General features: G+C 69.2%; 17 protein-coding genes. 2 read left to right on the top strand and 15 right to left on the bottom strand.

Features of this window, described 5'->3' with window-relative positions:
* Positions 1-36 precede the first annotated feature (36 nt).
* The gene (locus CLV35_RS19685) at positions 37-531 is read right to left on the bottom strand and encodes a hypothetical protein (RefSeq protein ID WP_147431896.1); all 495 of its coding nucleotides are present in this window, start codon (positions 529-531) and stop codon (positions 37-39) included.
* Positions 532-602: 71 nt separating this feature from the next.
* Positions 603-2,759: a transglycosylase SLT domain-containing protein gene (locus CLV35_RS06325; protein ID WP_121192616.1), complete on the bottom strand. Its 2,157-nt coding sequence runs from the start codon at positions 2,757-2,759 to the stop codon at positions 603-605.
* 80 nt (positions 2,760-2,839) lie between these two features.
* On the opposite strand from CLV35_RS06325, the gene CLV35_RS06320 reads away from it, so the two are divergent.
* Complete coding sequence (locus tag CLV35_RS06320) at positions 2,840-3,337, top strand: hypothetical protein (RefSeq protein WP_121192615.1); 498 nt, start codon at positions 2,840-2,842, stop codon at positions 3,335-3,337.
* A 139-nt stretch (positions 3,338-3,476) separates the two neighbouring features.
* Here the strand turns inward: CLV35_RS06320 and CLV35_RS06315 are convergent, their stop codons facing one another.
* The 6 genes from CLV35_RS06315 to CLV35_RS06285 form a co-directional block, all read right to left on the bottom strand.
* On the bottom strand, positions 3,477-4,232 hold the full coding sequence (locus CLV35_RS06315) for a hypothetical protein (protein ID WP_121192614.1): 756 nt from the start codon (positions 4,230-4,232) through the stop codon (positions 3,477-3,479).
* Positions 4,229-4,681: a helix-turn-helix domain-containing protein gene (locus CLV35_RS06310; protein WP_147431895.1), complete on the bottom strand. Its 453-nt coding sequence runs from the start codon at positions 4,679-4,681 to the stop codon at positions 4,229-4,231. The genes CLV35_RS06315 and CLV35_RS06310 overlap by 4 nt, the downstream gene beginning before the upstream one ends.
* A 459-nt stretch (positions 4,682-5,140) precedes the next feature.
* A complete protein-coding gene (locus CLV35_RS06300) occupies positions 5,141-5,548 on the bottom strand; it encodes a helix-turn-helix domain-containing protein (RefSeq protein WP_183061788.1) in 408 nt (135 codons plus the stop codon).
* A gap of 17 nt (positions 5,549-5,565) precedes the next feature.
* Positions 5,566-6,081 (bottom strand): hypothetical protein, encoded by a 516-nt coding sequence (locus tag CLV35_RS19680; protein ID WP_147431894.1) that lies wholly within the window; start codon positions 6,079-6,081, stop codon positions 5,566-5,568.
* Entirely contained in the window at positions 6,078-6,380 is a 303-nt protein-coding gene (locus tag CLV35_RS06290; protein ID WP_121192609.1) for a WhiB family transcriptional regulator, read from the bottom strand. The genes CLV35_RS19680 and CLV35_RS06290 overlap by 4 nt, the downstream gene beginning before the upstream one ends.
* Before the next feature lie 415 nt (positions 6,381-6,795).
* Positions 6,796-7,326 (bottom strand): hypothetical protein, encoded by a 531-nt coding sequence (locus CLV35_RS06285; protein ID WP_147431893.1) that lies wholly within the window; start codon positions 7,324-7,326, stop codon positions 6,796-6,798.
* A 178-nt stretch (positions 7,327-7,504) separates the two neighbouring features.
* Between CLV35_RS06285 and CLV35_RS06280 the strand changes: the two genes are divergently transcribed.
* Complete coding sequence (locus CLV35_RS06280; RefSeq protein ID WP_147431892.1) at positions 7,505-8,284, top strand: hypothetical protein; 780 nt, start codon at positions 7,505-7,507, stop codon at positions 8,282-8,284.
* A 3-nt stretch (positions 8,285-8,287) separates the two neighbouring features.
* Here CLV35_RS06280 and istB read toward each other — a convergent pair whose 3' ends face one another.
* The 7 genes from istB to CLV35_RS06245 all read right to left on the bottom strand — a co-directional run bounded on the left by istB (position 8,288) and on the right by CLV35_RS06245 (position 16,566).
* Positions 8,288-9,088: an IS21-like element helper ATPase IstB gene (istB, locus tag CLV35_RS06275; RefSeq protein ID WP_121192606.1), complete on the bottom strand. Its 801-nt coding sequence runs from the start codon at positions 9,086-9,088 to the stop codon at positions 8,288-8,290.
* Positions 9,085-10,680 carry an IS21 family transposase gene (istA, locus tag CLV35_RS06270; protein ID WP_121192605.1) on the bottom strand — a complete coding sequence of 532 codons (1,596 nt, stop codon included), beginning with the start codon at positions 10,678-10,680 and terminating at the stop codon, positions 9,085-9,087. The genes istB and istA overlap by 4 nt, the downstream gene beginning before the upstream one ends.
* Before the next feature lie 331 nt (positions 10,681-11,011).
* Entirely contained in the window at positions 11,012-12,157 is a 1,146-nt protein-coding gene (locus CLV35_RS06265; RefSeq protein ID WP_183061786.1) for an AAA family ATPase, read from the bottom strand.
* The gene (locus CLV35_RS19950) at positions 12,154-12,441 is read right to left on the bottom strand and encodes a hypothetical protein (protein WP_183061784.1); all 288 of its coding nucleotides are present in this window, start codon (positions 12,439-12,441) and stop codon (positions 12,154-12,156) included. Before CLV35_RS19950 ends, CLV35_RS06265 begins: the two co-directional genes overlap by 4 nt.
* A complete protein-coding gene (locus tag CLV35_RS06260; protein WP_121192603.1) occupies positions 12,438-12,752 on the bottom strand; it encodes a hypothetical protein in 315 nt (104 codons plus the stop codon). The genes CLV35_RS19950 and CLV35_RS06260 overlap by 4 nt, the downstream gene beginning before the upstream one ends.
* A gap of 1,294 nt (positions 12,753-14,046) precedes the next feature.
* A complete protein-coding gene (locus tag CLV35_RS06250) occupies positions 14,047-14,949 on the bottom strand; it encodes a tyrosine-type recombinase/integrase (protein WP_231121549.1) in 903 nt (300 codons plus the stop codon).
* A gap of 117 nt (positions 14,950-15,066) precedes the next feature.
* Complete coding sequence (locus CLV35_RS06245) at positions 15,067-16,566, bottom strand: RNA polymerase sigma factor (protein ID WP_407938195.1); 1,500 nt, start codon at positions 16,564-16,566, stop codon at positions 15,067-15,069.
* Positions 16,567-16,780 lie beyond the last annotated feature (214 nt).

Genomic DNA, 16,780 nt, shown 5'->3' with positions numbered 1-16,780 from the left:
GGCGAGTGCGCGGCAGCTGCAGGAGTGATCTTGTTGCTACCCGACGCTCAAGGTCGTCGCCGGAAGGGGCCCACAGACCGCGACGAACTGATCGTGAGCGTGGCCGAAGTTGGCCGCAGCCGCTGCCTTTGAAGACTCCAACTGATCGACAGGGATGCTCGGCAGTGCTTCGGTCATCAGCAGGTCTAGCAAGGCCTGGCTCGTCGTCAACAACATGAACCCCGCGTCGTCGGGCGGCGCCGCGACAGCGTCGAGGTGCGCGCTCGCCAACTGCTCGCTCAAGTCGGACAACTGCTCCGGCGAATCCCCACTGTGCGCCGCCAATTCTGTCAGCACAGCCTTGATCGGTGGGCACTCGGCGGGCGTAGGCGCCGCAGCGGGTGGAGGGGCGGACGCGGCCGGCTCAGCCGCCACGCTGCTGGCAGCACCAGACGAGGAGCAGCCCACCAGCACTGCGGCGAGCATTAATCCCACAAGCCCGAACGTGAGGCGACCCATAGACGAAGGGCTCAGGCAGTCGTTCCGGCGCACCACGCTGACGCTAGAGGATGAGAGTGCCGACGTCAGCGGAACAAGGTAACCGGCACATCCCACCGGCTCGGTCAATAGGGCACCCCGTGCGGGAAGTAGGGGCTGCACCAACCGAGGTACCGCTTGCCTCGCCAATGTGCGCTAAACCATGCCAGGGGCAGCGGGTCGCCGACCCGCCCGATCTGAGGGGCGTCGGTGCTGATGACCGTGCCGTCGCCTATCGACATCGCCACATGTCCGGCCGCTCCGCCCGCCCAGTAGCACAGGGCGCCCGCCGGCGGGTTCGGGTCGTCGGGGTGCTTGTACCGGTCGGGGGTGCCGTTCCACCCGTCGATCGCCCGCTCCCAGCCCGATGACTGGTAGCCGTACCAGTTCCCCACCGTGTGCATGCACGAGTTCGGCACACAAGTCCCACGCGATGCCTTCCTGGCCGTCGCCACCGCCACGTCCGAGCTGTACGGGTTCACAGTGCCGTCCAACAGAGCCGGCACGGGCAGCCCGACAGGTGCCTTCATCGCCGGGTCAGGCGCGTCGGTACCGATCAGGTTGACCGCCGACTCAAACTCGACCGTCAACGGCTGCTCGAGCCGGCCGAGGTCACGGTGGATGCGCGTGACACGCAGCTGCCCGGTGTCGGTGATGCCGTCCGCTGCCTGCGTTGTGGCCGGCCCGCCGGTCGGTGAGTGCACGGCCGGGGCGTTGGAGCCGAGGATGCCGCGCGGGTCGGTCACGTCGGGGCGGGCGACGAGTAGCGCGCCGAGCGCCATGTCGACGCGCTGCCCCAGCACCACCCTGCCGGCGTCGGCGGCGGCGATCTGGAACGAACCGGACACGCGCGCGTACCGGCCCCTGCCGGGCGTGGAGAACGACACCGACGGCACCTGCAGCGCGCGGACCGCCCCCGACGGGGACGTCGCGGGCTGCCCGCGCCACGACACGTACAGCGCCGGCGCGAACATGCTGGACGTTGCCGGCCCCCAGTACAGGCCGCGGGCGTCTTCCCAACATTCGTACCCGTTGGCGGTGTTGAGCCGCTGCACGACTTCCCACGCGTTCTCCCGCCGCTGACCCGCCGGCGGCGTCGGCCGGTAAGGGTTCAGCACCGACAGCACGTCATCAGTCGGGTTCGCCTTCACGTCCTGCGGTTCCGTGGCGCCCTGCCCGGCGTCCCCCGCACCGGTCGCTACCCCCTTGCCTGACGCGGGCATGTAGCTCACGCCAACGGCGCGGGCGAGGAGACCGACGTAGTCGCCGGCGGGCATGCCGGTGACGGTGGGCGGGTCGGTGTGCATCAGCGACACGATGCCGGTGGGCATGGCCTGCACGGTGAGGTGCGCGCCCGCGCCGCCGTCGCTGATCTCGACGGCGGTGACTGTGAACCGCTGCCGGTTGACCTGCAACCGCACACCGCGCTTCAGCTTCGACGACGTGAGGTAGCCGAGGGTCGCGTCGTGAATCTCAAGGGTGAGCTCCGACGGCTGCTTCACGGACTGGTCGATGGAGCCGCCGACGACCTTCGCGCCGAAGTCGGTGCCGCGGGCGGTGCCGCCCAAGTGCACGCCGATGAGGGCGCCGTCGGACCAGGTGACGTCGACGAACGGCTCACCGGACGTCGACGCCGACGGGTTGCCGTCGACGGGTGCGGCGCCGATGGACTGGACGGCGGCGCGGGCGTCAGCCATGTGGGTGAGGTAAGCGCCGCTGGTGTAGGTCGACCACGGCTTCCAGTTGGTGCCGCCCTTGGAGATGGCGTACGCGGAGCGGGCGTTGAAGTCGGGGTCGAACAGCAGCCGCGAGTCCCGCACACCCGACACGGACTGGTCGAGGACGCGGTCGTACGCGGAGCCGGTGTACGCGGCCCCGGACTGCGCCGCTGCCGGCATGATCTGCCACAGGCCCATCGCCGAGCGGACCGCGCCGATCCAGTCGTTGGCGGGGATGTCGGGGACTACCGGGCCGGTCGCGTCGGTCCGCCCGGACGACTCGGCTTCGGCGACCGCTACGGCGACGACGAGCGCGTCACCCTTGAACCCCGCCTTCTGCGCGGTGAGCGCGATCTCGTACGCGCCCAGCGTGCGCGGCGCGAGCTTCGCGACCCGGTCGTCCTCCGCCTGCTGCGTCTTCGACGGTGGGATGACGGTGAACGTCGGCTTTGGCGCGGGGGTCGGCTTGTAGTCCGGCGACACCGGCCGCGCGTTCGGCGAGGGGGACGGCACCAGCGCCGCCAAGGCGCTCCGCGGCTCCTTCGTAGGCGCTTCAGGCATGCCTGCCTCCCGGGACTGCATGCCGCGCCCTAGCCTGCAATACCATGCCGACGCAGCCCAACACTGACCAGTTGCAGCGCATGACGGACTACCTGCGGCTCGCGATCGACCAAGTCGGCGGGACACCCGTGCGTATGGCCGCCACCAGCGACCTGGTCATCCAGGAAGCGTGCATCGAGTCCTTCCTCACGAGCGCACGGCTGCTCATCGAATTCCTGGTGAAGCACGGCGACCGTCGCGACTTCAACTCGTCGCACTTCGGAGTCCCTCGCGCGACCGGCCCCGAAGCAGAGCGTCTCGGCGCGGTGTGGGACACCGCGTCGCAGCACGTCGTGCACTTCAGCTTGCACCGAGTGCCGGCCAACCTCGACGAACTCCAAGTCATCGGCGACCTCGGACGATGGATGAATTCCGTCGCCCACGACTGCCTCACCCTCGCCGAGCAGTTCCTTGAGCACCTCGATGCGGCCACAATGCCGCAGCTTGCGTACAGTCTGCTGCGGGCGCGCAGCGAACTCGACCGCTTCTCCAAGCTGCTCTGAGAAGACGGGGACAGCGGCCGTTGGCGCAGGCAGGGTCACCGCAGCGAGAAGGGACTGCACCGCTCACCTACCTTCGCTCCCCCGCGCCGGACCAGCAACAGCCCAGGGGTGACGTTGACGCCGCGAGCCGCGACCCGCACTACCGGCCGTCCCACTCCGACAGGCCCTGCACGAACGCCTTGAACTCCGGGTCGTTGTCGACCGCGGCCTCGTCCGCCGCACGCGCCGCCGCGTCCGCGGCGTGGTGATGCGCCGTCGCGTCCTCGTTGCTCGCGTAGATCAGCGCCGTGTCCGTCAGCTCCGCGCTCCCCGCCGGCAGCGACGTCAGCTCGAGGATCGCCTGCGCCACCTCCGCCCGGTTCGGGTTGTGAGCCAGCCCGTTCCACGCCACCTGCGGCACCCGCAGCAGCACCGACGGGTCGATCCCCGACGCCATCACCGGCGGCAGACCCTGCGTCGCCGCCACAGCCGACAACCGGACGGGCGCGCGCGACGCAGACGCCGCGGCAACAGCCGCCTGCGTCGCCGCCCTAGACGCGGCGATCTCCGCTCGCTGTCGCGCTTCGCGGGCCGCCTCGTCGTTCTGCTTCTTGTACTCGCCGAGCCGCTCGATCACGGCCTGCTCGCTCAGGTCGAGGTAGCTGCCGGTGGTGGGATGCCGGTCGCCTTCTGCGGCGAGCAGCTCTGCACGCGTCTCCGCACGCTTCTTGTCGAAGAACATCATGATGCGGGCCTTGTCGGCTCCTCGCGCATCGACGCGCCCCGTCGCATAGGCCCACTTCACCAACTCGACGTCACTCAGCGACTCCGCCGCCGCAGCAGCGACCTTCGTCGCGCCACCACCCAGAGGGCGGGCCGCGATGAAGTCCTGCGCGTCCGTGCCGTGCTTGCTCATGCGCTGTTCCTGTCCTGCCGGGCGCCGGCGAACGCCAGCACATCGAGTTGATCGAACGTCCACGACCGGCCCACCTTGCGAGCCGGCAAAGCCTCCGACATGGCCAGAGAGCGCACGTACCGTGTCGAAGTCCCCAGCACCTGCGCCACCTCCTCCACCGTCATCGACTCCACCCACTCTGACGACTCCGGCCGCTGCGGAACTTCCGCACTACCGCCAGCGGAACCACCCACCGACTCGACCCACGCCAACGCCGCCGGCTCCAACGCCTCCCTCAACCGCCGCACCTCACCCGACACACCGACACCGTCCCGACGCAGGCGGCGCTCCATCTCTTGCAGCGCCCGCAGCAACAAGAACGCCCCCTCGGGGCCGACCACCAGGCACGGGCCAGACAACGCCGTCACCAACCGCTCATCAGACAAGGCCCTCACCGCCAGCCGCCACACGCTGCGCCTCCAGCAAGTCCCGCTCGTGCAGCAACCCCACCCGGTTCAACAGCGCCCCCCGCGACGCCCACCCGTCCCGCGCCGCGAAGTCCAGCAACAGCAACGACAGCCGCAACTGGGCATCCAACGACGGGCCAGGCGACGACGCAGCCTCCGCCCGCAGCCGAGCCAGCGACGGACCGTCGTCCAAGTTCAACGCACCCAACATCGCCAACGCCCGCCGCGACGGCACACCCGTCCCCAACCACGCGGCCCCCGGCACCTCCCGCTCCGCGCCCAACACGTCCGCCCGATCCGCGAACGGCACCAGCAGGCACTCCGAACACCGGACACACGCCACAGCAACAGCGCCCGACCCCGACACCACCGACGACGACCACCGGTGACGACGCACCACACACACCAGCCGGCGCCAACCACCGCCGCGCCACGACACGCCCTCCCCCGACGCCCACGCGCTCACCACAACCCCACCACCCGCACCGGCTCGTCACCGAACTGCACCCACCGGCGGGACCGCACGCCGAAGCCCGGCGTGCCCGCATGCCCGTTCCCCAGCTCGAGGGTCTCCGCCTCGTCGAGCAGACGCTGGCACGCGGAGCAGAAGTACCGCCCACTCGCGTCGACCAGCACCTGCCGGCCCCACCGCTCAGCCAGGAACAGCTCGACCGTGGCCCGGTCGTCCGGCCACCGCCCACCAGTCCGCACCGACCGGAAGTACCGCTCAGGCTCAACCGGCGGCGCCTCAGGCTTCATCACGGCCGGCGGACGCAGCAGCCTCGCGACCGTCGACTTCGACGTCCCGAGCTCGGCCGCGATCGCCCGCACCGACATGCCCTCGTCCCGCAACTCCCGCACGCGCGCCACGTCCACACCTGTCCCGCTCACGGAGCCACCTCCTCATCCCACAGCTGGCGCAACAGCAGCAGCTCCTCGCCGCGCTTGCGCTCCCGGTCAAGCCACGACAGCCAGCGCGGCACGTCAGCCCGTACCGGAGCCATCTGCGTCGACAGCACCGCCAGGCACGCCACGACCCGGCGGGCGTCCGCATCCGACACCGACTCGAGGACGTTCCGCACCGCCGCCACCGCGGCGTTCGGGGTCGGCTGAGCATGCGCGACCTGCAGCACCCGCACCGCGACCCGCGTAATCTCCGCAGACGACAGCCCGCTGCTCATCAGAACACCGCCTGCGAGGATTCGGACGTGGACGACCTGACGTTCGGGATAGTGCTGCTCGCCGTCGGCACGCTCGGCTTCCTCCAGGACCGCTGGCGCAAGCGTCGCGGAAAGCGCCCATGGGGTTCTTTCGACGATCTGCTCATGTGGGCCACCGCCGCCATCGCACTCATCGGACTCCTCGTGATCATCAAGTCGGCGTGAGAGCTCGTCGTAGCTCACGCTGCCCTCCCCTGCCGGCGCAGTTCACGCCGCTCGTCGACGTCGAGCCCGCCCCAGATGCCGTGCCGCTCGTCCGCGGCCAGTGCGAACGCCAGGCACTCAGCACGGGCGAGGCAGCCCCCACACGCCTCCCTCGCGGCCTGCGACGCCAACCGCTGCCCGTTGCCCTCTGGGAACCACAGGCGGGCGTCGGCGGCCTCGCACGGCGTCGGCCCGGACACCTCGAGCGCCTTCGCCAGCGCCAGCCACGCCGACGCCGCATCCTGCCCGAGCTCCCACAGGGCGCCGGGGCCGCTCACGAGGTCAACTCGTTTCGACCGGACGTAACGCTGGCGTCGTCCGTAGCGTTCTCAACGCTTGAACGACCCAGCACTGGACCGCCTACGGATTGGACCGCGACGCCATGGCCACAACCAGCACCGCCGACAGGTGCCCCTACCACCCCGACCTCGTGCCGATCGAGGTCGAGATCGCGATCCGATCCGCGCAGAGCGACTTCCCCGTCCGATTCGACGTCGTGAGGCGTTGCCCGTCCACTGAGCACACGAGCTGAGGAAGCGGCCTCGGGCGCCCCAGACAGGGCGCCCGAGGCCTCGTCTTGACCATCCTTCGGCATTAGGTTGCGTCGGTCGCGGTCTGCCAGCAACCGCTCGAACTCCCTCGCCGCGGCCGTGAAGTCGCGCCGCACCTGCTGCCGAATCCACTCCTCCTCCGTCACGCCGACACCTCCCCGGGGACCACCCGAGACGGCAACACACCCTGCCCGAGGGCGCTGAACATGCGGCCGGCGAGCGCACGACCCGCCGCGTCGTTCCGACCGAGCTCGTCGAGCAACCACTGCACACCGGCGGCCATCAAGTCGCCCTGCTGCTCCGCGATACCGACCCGCCGCTCATCGACCCGCGCGTCCGCCGTCACCTTCGCCAGCGACGCAGCCCGCTGCCACGCCGCCATCAGCTGCTCGACGTCGCCCGGGGTCGCCGTGCCGCGCTCGATGCTCGTCTGCAGGTCTCGTGCGACCACGTCAGCGGCGTGCTGCGCGTCGACCAAGATGTCAGCCGAGGAACGACGCTCAGACGACGCGAGCTGCTCCTGAAGCGCGATTCGCACCTCACGCTTCGCGCGTACCTGCGGGGCCGACCCGCCATGCATCGGGCAGACACCGCCCCCGACGACGAACCTCTTGCACTGCTCTCCCGAGCGCTTAGACCGGGCGGGACACCGGGAAGACAGCGGCGTCGTCATCGGCCGACTCCCATGAGGTCGACCGCTCCAAGGGGTCCCCGACTACCTGCTGCCCACCTGCCGACGGAGCGTGTCTTGGGACGGTTCCTGTCCTTCGTGGCCATGTCAACCTGAACTGGCCCCGGTGTGACGCCTCGAAGTGGCCCCGCCAGGCGTTCGTGTCGCTAGGGTTCATGAGGTGCGAGCAGACCCGTTGGCGATTGCAGCGTGGGAGCTTGTCACTGGAGAGCTCCGAACGGAGGAGTTGCCCGCGCTCGCAGTTGAAGCGCTCGGGCGCGGAGTGGACAGCCCGACTTTGGGCGAGCTCGCGGCGCAGAGCCCGTCAGATGTGAGGGCCTCGCGCGATCTGTTCGTACGGGTGCTCGACGAACTTGGCATCGAGCTTCCTGACCAGGATCGAGCACGGTGGAACCTGGTCCGCGAGACGGCGCGCGCCGTTGTCGAGGCTGAGATCGTGCCGGAGGCCGGAGCGCGCAGGATTTGGCGGTGGGCTTCAGAGGTCGAAGACAGCGGAGACCTGCGGATCTTCGTCGGGCTGGCGTCGGAGCTCGAGGACCATCCTGAAGACCGCGCTCTTCTGGAGACTCAGGTTCTCGCCGAGGCGGTGGAGCTGCTTCAGCGGTCGACTCCACGTGTCTGGATCAAGCTGATGGCGGTGAACGGCGGTTCCGGCCTTTCGCGCAGTGCTCGCGACGGCGCTGTCGGAGTCGACCCCGCGGACCTGGCGATCAGCGAGGGACTTCGTTCCGACCTGGCAGCGTGGAACGCCCAGCATGCCTGGGTAATGGCGGGTTGGCCGGAGAGAGGTGGGTTCGAGTCCGCGACGGATGCTGAACGGTTCGTCGACGCGGGTCGCCAGCTTGTGTCGAAACTTCAGGCCGAACTGGGTCAGGAGTACCACGTCGAATACATGCCCGAGCCAATTCGACCGCCGGGAGTCAGGCTGCGATCCGCTTGACGGTCATGCCTGCGCGCGGCGTTCAGTGGTCGTTGACCGCTTCGCCCGCGCGTGGGCCAGCCGGTAGCTGGTCGTTCCGGTTTCGATGATCTGGCCGTTGAAGGTGAGGCGGTCGACGATGGCGGCGCAGAGCCGGGGGTCGGTGAAGGTCTTGGTCCAGCCGGAGAACGGCTCGTTGGATGCGATCGCGACTGCGGACTTCTCTTCGCGTTCGGTGAGCACTTGGAAGAGCAGTTCGGCACCGTGGCGGTCGAGTTCCATGTAGCCCAGCTCGTCGAGCAGCAGGAGATCGAGGCGGCCGTAGCGGGCAATCGTCTTTGACAGCTGCTTCTCGTCGGCCGCTTCGGCCAGCTCGTTGACCAGCTTTGAGGCGAGGACGTAGCGGACCGAGTGCCCAGCCTGGGCGGCGGCGGTTCCCAACGCGATGAGCAGATGCGTTTTGCCGGTGCCGGAGTCCCCGATGAGGCAGAGCGGCTGCCCGTTCCTGACCCAGGCGCACGTCGCGAGCTGGTTGATCACGGCGGCGGTGACGATGGGGTTGGCGGCGAAGTCGAACTCGTCGACTCGCTTGTCGCGTGGGAACCCAGCTGCTGCGAGGCGCCGGGCAGCGCGGCGGGTGTCGCGGTCATCGCATTCGGCCATCACCAGTTCGGCGAGGAATCCCAGGTAGGACAGCTGTTCCCGTTCCGCGGCAGTCGCGATCTCGGCGAACCGTGAGCGCATCGTGGGTAGCCGTAGCGTGCGGCAACCGCCGTCGATCGCTGCTAACGCGGCCTGCTCCGTCACGCCTGTGCGGGTACTCATCGGTTTACCTGCCCGAGGAGATCGTCATAGGGCGCCACGGACGGCAGAGGCCGCTCGTCGACTGGGACGACGGCGCCTGCGATGGTTCGACGTTGGGCAAGGTCTATCACCTGGGGCCCGGTGGATCCAGGCGACGGCGGCGCGGCCGCGTTGCCGAACTTGCGGGCCTCGACGGCGACGACGTCAGGGCTGACCGACTCCAGGCGCAACGCCGCGGTGATCCCGGCGATCACGTCAGCAGCGGGCAGGTGTCTGTGCAGCAGCAGCACTTCCACCAACGCTCGGGTGCCCTTGGAGTCGCCGAGCGCGTGGCGGGCGGCGGCCCAGAACGCTTCGTGCGCTGGGGTGAACGTGCCGTCCTTGCGGGCTTGGGCCAACGCTGTCGCGCCGGGCAGCGCACCCGGTTTGCGTTGCAGCACCTCTAGGTAGTGGTCCAGGTTCAGCGACTGCTCACCGCGAACTGTGATCCGCTCGTGTCGAGCGACTTCGTGCCGGGCGTCGAACACGGTCAACGTCGTTGCGCCGAGCCGAACGCGGACTCGGCGCCCGATCAGCTTCGCCGGCACCGAGTAGTGACACTGCCGCACCGTGATCCGGGCGTAGCGATCCACCCGCGGCTCGAGGGTCAGCCAGGTCGGGAACTCCGTCGCCGGCAACGGCCGCAGCAGTGGCTTCTCGATGAGGTAGTCGTGGCCGACGGTCGTGGCCCGGTTCGCGATGCGCCGGTAGTCGTCCTTCGCATCGGCCGCAGCCAACAGCTCGTTCAGCTGGCTGATCGAGTCGACGACGGGCATCGGGACGCAGTGGTTGCGGCGGAACCGGCCGCCTTCGCCTTCGACACCGCCCTTTTCGTGCGCCCCGTTGACTCCAGGTTGGCAGTAGAACGCGTCGAAGCCGTAGTGCGAGCGGAACGCCACCCACCGGTCGGATTCCTCCCGGTTGCGACCGAGCAGGACCCGTGACTCCGCCGACTTTAGATTGTCGTAGCGAACATGCACTGTGGGGACACCACCGAGTTGCTCGAAAGCGTAGACGTGCCCTTCCAGGAAAGCTTCCTGAGCCTGTGTCGGGAACGCCCGGTGGATCGCCTTGCCCGAGTGCGACAGCCGCAACGTGAACAACTGCGTCTTTGTCTTCACCCCAGCCAGCACCACCCACAGATCTGCGAAGTCGACTTCGCCCTCCGCGCCGGCCGGGTGGGTCTGCGGCACGAACCCGTCCGCTGACGCCCGTCCTGCTTCGATCGCGATCTCCGGCCGTCGATGAGCGATGTAGTCCCGCACCGTCGAGTAGGACACCTCGACGGCCTGGTGCTCATCGACCAGACGGGCCAGGACACGGCGGGCCGTGTGGCGTTGCTTGCGCGGCGCGTCGAGATCCGCGCGGAGCATCGTGTCGATGACCGGCTTGAACACCTCAAGGCGACGCGAGACTCGCACTGGCGTTTTGCGTTCCGGCGGCAACGCACTGGCCAACGCCTGCCGGACGGTTCGCCGGTGAACGTGATGACGTTCAGCGAGCTCACGGATCGACAACCCCTCGACCCGCTCGTCCCGCCTGATCGCCGCGAACTGTTCCACTCTCGACCCCATCCCCGCCCCGCCCTCCGCTGGTCACCGATGTCGATGACCACCCTCAGGGTGGGGCCAGATCAAACCGTCACAACCAACCCGGCGTGTCGAAGTGGGGCCAGATCAAACCGTCACAGCCAGCAACAGGTGGGGCCGGATCGAGGCGTCCTACCGGGGCCAGTTCAGGCTGTCACGGCCACCTTCGTTCCTGCGAAGTGCGGGACGTGCATCTCTATATACCTCCTGCACTTCGTGCACTTCGTCGTCGCCGCTTTCCTGCGGGCGGCACGACGGGCGTCTTGGGCACTGGTTGTGCAGGGTTCGTGCGGGGTTTGTGCAGGGTTCGTGCACATCAGTCGTCGTCCTCCGGGTCGTTAGGTTCGTGCAAAGATCCACTTCGGGGTGGGTCCATGAGGGCTTCTGGTTCGGCTCGCCGGTAGACGCCGCGGCGTGGTTTGTGAAGCACGCCGGAGGCGGTGGCCCGGTTGAGGTAGTCCTTCGCTGTCCGCTCGGCCGGTGCATCTTCGACGGCCAGGAGGTCGACGGTGCGGGCCTCTCTGAGGGGGCGTGCGTCGATGTAGGCGAGGACGGCCGCGAGATACGCGTCGTAGCCACCTTCGACGCCGGCGACGGTGCCTTGCGTCTCGAGTCGCGTGCGCTTGTTGCCGTCGTCGTCCTCGTAGTCGACGACCTCGACGCGGGTGGCGGGCTGCGCCTTGCCGCGTCGGGCTTTGGCGTCGTGCCAGAGGAACTTGGGCTCTTTCGGGTGGAGCGGGTCGAGGACCCACGCCCGCGACGCTGTCCCGATGAGGTGGCCCGCGCCGCGGAAGGCGTCTTTGGGGTCGTCCCGGGGTGCGCCTTGCAGTGACTTGCGGAGGTGGTGCAGGAGGAGCATCGCGGCTCCGTGGTCTCTGGCGAGGTGCCAGACGCCGGCGAGGAACAGTGACGAGTTCTCGGTGTCCTTCTCCGCGAGGGGCGCGACTGAGGCGAGTGTGTCGACGATGACGAGGTCGGGCTGGTGCCATTCGATGGTCGCTCTGAGTCGGGCGACACCCGACGCTGCAGGGAGCTGAATGCTGGCGGTGACGTAGTGCAGGCGCCCACCGAGCGACGTGCTTGTGCCGCCGAGTTGCTGGATCCGCTCGAGCGCGATGTCGTCGCCGTTCTCTGCGTCGACGTAGAGGACGCGCATCGGTTGGGGGATGTCGATGCCGACCCATGGGCGTCCGGCCGCGAGGGCGACGGCGAGGTCCATGGAGAGCCAGGACTTGCCGACTCCGGGCTTCGCGCCCAGGACTGTGAGGCTCTGACGGACGATGCGGTTCTCGACGAGCCAGCGTGGCTCCGGTAGTGGACCGTCGAGGCGGGTCATGTCCAGGCCGGGCAGTGGCAGAACGACCGGGGCGTCGTAATCGTCGTGGCGGTCGTCGTATTCGTCCATCGGCTGGTACGTCGGGTCGGGCCCGTTGATGCTCCACCCGTGCGTGGCGGCGCTCACGCGGCCTCCACGTGCCGGCTGGTCGCGTGGGTCTCCGGTCGAGCGAGCTCCTCGGTGGTCATGAGGTAACGCGGCAAGGCTGGCTGCAGTGTCAGGTCCCGAGGAACCCATCCGGCGGCGACGCGTGCGGCGCGCTCGGGGCTGTGACGGTGCCAGGCGGCAGCGGGAGCTGGTGCCTCAGCTTCCAGGCCTTCGAGGTGCCACTGGTAGGCCTCCCACCCTTGCCGCAGCAGCGGCGGGAGCCAGTCGGGGCCGTCGAGGAAGAACGGGACGTCGGCGCTCACGCTGCACCGCCTCGCCGCGCCCGCGCGTCGTCGATGCTGGACACGGTGGCCAGCACGCCGGGCGGGACAAGCAGCCCACGTCGGCGCTCCCGCAGCCGTTCGGCGGCGATGCGGTCGATCATCCCGTCGACGATGCGGTGAAGGCGGTGTCGGCGCTCCGTCAGCGCCATGGCCTCGACCTCGGCGTACTGAGTGCCTGGTCGGCTCTCGAGCCAGTGATGGGTGCTCGACAGCCCGAGGTTGTAGAAGGCGTCGAGCTCTGTCTCGCTCGAGAGTCGTGCCCGCTCGAACGGGTCGCGTTCGGCGCTCATGCGGCACTCTCAGCCCATGCGAGCGCGAGGTCAGCGGCTTCACGGTCACCGGCTGCGCGGCGGTCGCGGGCGACGCGGTACAGGTCGGCCTTGAGCCGGCGCTGCTCGCCTTCTGTGCGGGCCTGCGCCATACTGACGATGTCGGTGAGCTTGGCGGCGACCTGACTTGTGGCCGGCTTGGGGAGTGGGGACTTCCCAGGCCGGCTTCTTCGTTCGGGTGGCCTCATCATGCGGCAGACCCTCCCTCGTCGGCGAGGGTAGAGGCCGGGGGTCGCAAGTCGCTCGTGCCGCGCTTGCGGCGGGCCTGGGCGGACTTCAGGGCGAGGCGTAGTAAGTACGCCCTGCGGGCGTGAGCTGCACGGATGGCTCGCTCGTCAGGCGGCAGGACCCCGTCGGGGTCGACCTGCTTCTCGAAGCTGCGGTCGAAGGCCTTGCGTGCGGGCGCTGTGGCAGCCACGCGGTCTTCGGTTGCGGCCCACCGCACTGCGGCGCCGATGCGGCCGTTGAAGGCAGCCTGCCCGGATGGGGCTTCAGACATGACAGTGAGATCCCTTGACGGATCTGCACCGCGCCCAACTCGGCTAGCAGTATTGTTCGGCTGCAACAGCTCGGGCTACATGACGAACATACCACCCAAGCGCTGTAGCGGACGGTTAGACACTCACGGTAGGAACGCCTTCGCCTATGAGCGAGCGCAGCAGCTCGAAGTCGAGCCGTCGAGAACCGCATCGGCACAGAAGACTCATCGATGTTGCGGCGACGAGTTGCCACGACCCGTCATCCATCGCCCATGCGCCTCCTTGAAGCTCCACCGCGATCTGAGCACGATCTGTCGCCCACGGATCACGAGGCGCAGTCAACTCCAGGAAGATGCGGTGCACCTCGTCGTCCGTGTTCAAGTCGAGCTGGTCCCGAAGGTTCCTTCTCTGAGCAGACGCCGTCGGATCGACGGGTGATAGGGAGGAAGTCGGGACGAGCACTGAACCGAAGGCGGAAGCGTGCACGAACGCTAGGGTGTGCCCTTTTCGGGCGCACCGAACAGTCAGGAGGACGCGCGCCCCGAGTTGCCGGCTCCGAAACGCCCGACCGCTGTCAAACACCTCTATGACGGCCAAGTCTCGCCGAGACAAAGGGCAACATGGTCGGTCCACGATTGGCAGCGTCTTAGGAATGGGTCGGGGGCAACCCTGTTCCTGCCAACGATGCGCTTTGAGGCGAAGCCTCCGCCAATTTGCCTCCTGGGACCAGAACGCCTGTCCCTCCGCCAGGCGTTTCGCGTCACTCAAGGTTCTGATCACCAGTCCCCCAGGTTGAGTCGGCGGGCTTCGTCGGCGGCGCGCGCCGAGGCTTGCGCCTTGGTGTAGCGCAAGAGCATGTCGGGGCGGGTCCAGCCGGCGACGGCCATGAGGCCGCCTTCGGAGCCACCGGCGGCGAGCCAGCGGTGCGCGGCGGTGTGCCGAAGGCGGTGCGGGTGGAAACCGTCGATGCCGGCGCGCTCGGCGCGCATGGCGAGGGTCTTGTGGAGGGCGTCGTAGCTGAACGCCTTGCCGCGGTCGCCGAGCCAGAGCGCGGGGTCCTCGGCGAGCCGGTGTGTGCGTCGTGCGCGTAGGTAGCGGTCGATCGATCGTACGGTTTGCGGTCCGAAGGGCACGGTGCGGCCCTTGCCGCCCTTGCCTCGCCGTACGGTGGCCGTACCGGCCTTGAGATCGACGTCGGCGACCGCGAGGGCGACGACCTCGCCGGCGCGCGCACCAGACTCCGCCATAAAGCGCACGAGGGCCTCGTCACGCCGGTCGCGCATCTCAGTGCCGGAGCACGCCGCGACCAGGGCCTTGAGCTGGCCGTCAGTCAAGGGCTCGACGACCTTGGTGTCGAGCTTGGGCGGCTTGGTCCCGAGCAGCGCGTCGGTGCTGGACTCGCCCTCCTCGAGCAGCCATGCCGAGAACCTCCGCAGCGCGAGCTGGCGCGACCGGGCGGTCGAGGCCTCGGCGCCGGCCTCAAGCAGGGCCGCGACGAACGCGGTGACCGTCGGACGGTCGAGGACGGCGCGCCGGTCGTTGGCTTGGCACCAGGTGAGGAAGCGTCGGACGCCGTCTCCGTAGGCCTTGATGGTCTGCGGGCTCTTGCGCTCGGCGCGCAGAGCGAGCTCCCACGACTCGAGCAGGACCGGCAGATCGGGGTCCACGGCAGGCGGCACGACACGCAGCCTAGCCGAATATCTTGACTAGGAGCGGTGTAGCCGCCTACCGTGTCTCTCGTCAGGCCGCACAACTAGCCCCTGACCTGCGAAGATGTCCCGACACGCCGACTATCGTCAGTCCAGGTAGTCGCGCAGGACCTGCGAGCGCGACGGGTGCCGCAGCTTCGACATGGTCTTGCTCTCTATCTGGCGGATGCGCTCGCGCGTGACGCCGTAGACCTTGCCGATCTCGTCGAGGGTCTTGGGCTGGCCGTCGGTGAGCCCGAAGCGCATCGAGACCACGCCCGCCTCGCGCTCGGACAGGGTGTCGAGCACCGAGTGCAGCTGCTCCTGGAGCAGGGTGAACGACACGGCCTCGGCCGGCACGACCGCCTCGGAGTCCTCGATGAGGTCGCCGAACTCGCTGTCGCCGTCCTCGCCGAGCGGGGTGTGCAGCGAGATGGGCTCGCGGCCGTACTTCTGGACCTCGACGACCTTCTCGGGGGTCATGTCGAGCTCCTTGGCCAGCTCCTCCGGCGTGGGCTCGCGGCCCAGGTCCTGGAGCATCTGGCGCTGGACGCGCGCGAGCTTGTTGATGACCTCGACCATGTGCACCGGGATGCGGATCGTGCGCGCCTGGTCGGCCATGGCGCGGGTGATGGCCTGGCGGATCCACCACGTCGCGTAGGTCGAGAACTTGTAGCCCTTGGTGTAGTCGAACTTCTCGACCGCACGGATCAGGCCGAGGTTGCCTTCCTGGATGAGGTCGAGGAAGAGCATGCCGCGGCCGGTGTAGCGCTTGGCCAGCGAGACCACGAGTCGCAAGTTGGCCTCGAGCAGGTGGTTCTTGGCGCGGCGGCCGTCGGTGGCGATCCACTCGAGCTCGCGGCGCAGCTTGATCGGGAGCTTGTCGCCGGAGGCCAGCTTCTCGTCGGCGAACAGGCCGGCCTCGATGCGCTTGGCGAGCTCGACCTCCTGCTCGGCGTTGAGCAGCGCGACCTTGCCGATCTGCTTGAGGTAGTCCTTGACGGGGTCGGCGGTGGCGCCGGCCGTCGCGACCTGCTGGGCCGGCTCGTCGTCGTCGTCGGCGGAGAGCACGAAGCCCTCGCTCTCGCCGTCGCCCTCGGCGGCGGGAGCGACGGCCGCCGCGGCGGCGGCCCCCTCGACGACGACGCCCTCGACGACCTCGGTCGCCTCGGCTCCGACGGCCACGACGTCGACCACGGCGGCGGCGCCGTCGACCTCGGCCAGCTCGGCCGGGTCGATGACGATCTCCTCGAGCGCGATGTCGAGGTCGCCCTCGGCCTCGTCGGCGGCGTCGACCGGCGGCACCTCGGCCACCGGCGAGGCGGCCTTCTTGGTGGCGGCCTTCTTGGCCGTGGCCTTCTTGGCCGGCCTCGGCACCTCGGCGTCGAGGCTCGAGGTGGCGGTGGTGCGGCGTGCGGCCGCGGCGGCGACCGCGCGGCGGCGCGGCGCGGCAGCGGCGGTGGCCTGGGGCTCGAGCGCGACCACGACACCCTCCTCGGCGAGGGCGCGGAGCACGGCCTTCACCCGGGACACCTCGATGCGGCCCTCGCAGGCGGCGCGGACGGAGGCGGCGGACACCGAACCGGTGGCCTTGCCCTGCGTCAGCAGCTCCTGGACCTCGGGGACGGCGAACTCTGGCGGGAGCGGGCGGGGCGTGACCGACACCTACGACCTCTCGTCTGTGTGGAGCTGCGAAGGACCTGGGCGACGAGCCGCCGCACCACGTCTTGGGCTGGGAGCTGCGGAGCGCAGCAACATCCCATTGTGACACGCGACGTAGGCCAGCGGGTCGGCGCGCAGGGCGCACCCGAGGGCTCACGGA

It is taken from the genome of Motilibacter peucedani (assembly GCF_003634695.1).
In the GTDB taxonomy this organism is placed as follows: domain Bacteria; phylum Actinomycetota; class Actinomycetes; order Motilibacterales; family Motilibacteraceae; genus Motilibacter; species Motilibacter peucedani.
Note: the sequence above shows the minus strand (reverse complement) of the source record. Positions and strands in the feature narration are given on the sequence as shown.

Excerpts from the sequence above, each read along its gene's own strand:
- CLV35_RS06260 (WP_121192603.1), bottom strand. The coding sequence starts at position 12,752 with ATGAGCGCCGAACGCGACCCGTTCGAGCGGGCACGACTCTCGAGCGAG.
- CLV35_RS06320 (WP_121192615.1), top strand. The coding sequence starts at position 2,840 with ATGCCGACGCAGCCCAACACTGACCAGTTGCAGCGCATGACGGACTAC.
- CLV35_RS06285 (WP_147431893.1), bottom strand. The coding sequence starts at position 7,326 with ATGACGACGCCGCTGTCTTCCCGGTGTCCCGCCCGGTCTAAGCGCTCG.
- istB (WP_121192606.1), bottom strand. The coding sequence starts at position 9,088 with ATGAGTACCCGCACAGGCGTGACGGAGCAGGCCGCGTTAGCAGCGATC.
- istA (WP_121192605.1), bottom strand. The coding sequence starts at position 10,680 with ATGGGGTCGAGAGTGGAACAGTTCGCGGCGATCAGGCGGGACGAGCGG.
- CLV35_RS06315 (WP_121192614.1), bottom strand. The coding sequence starts at position 4,232 with ATGAGCAAGCACGGCACGGACGCGCAGGACTTCATCGCGGCCCGCCCT.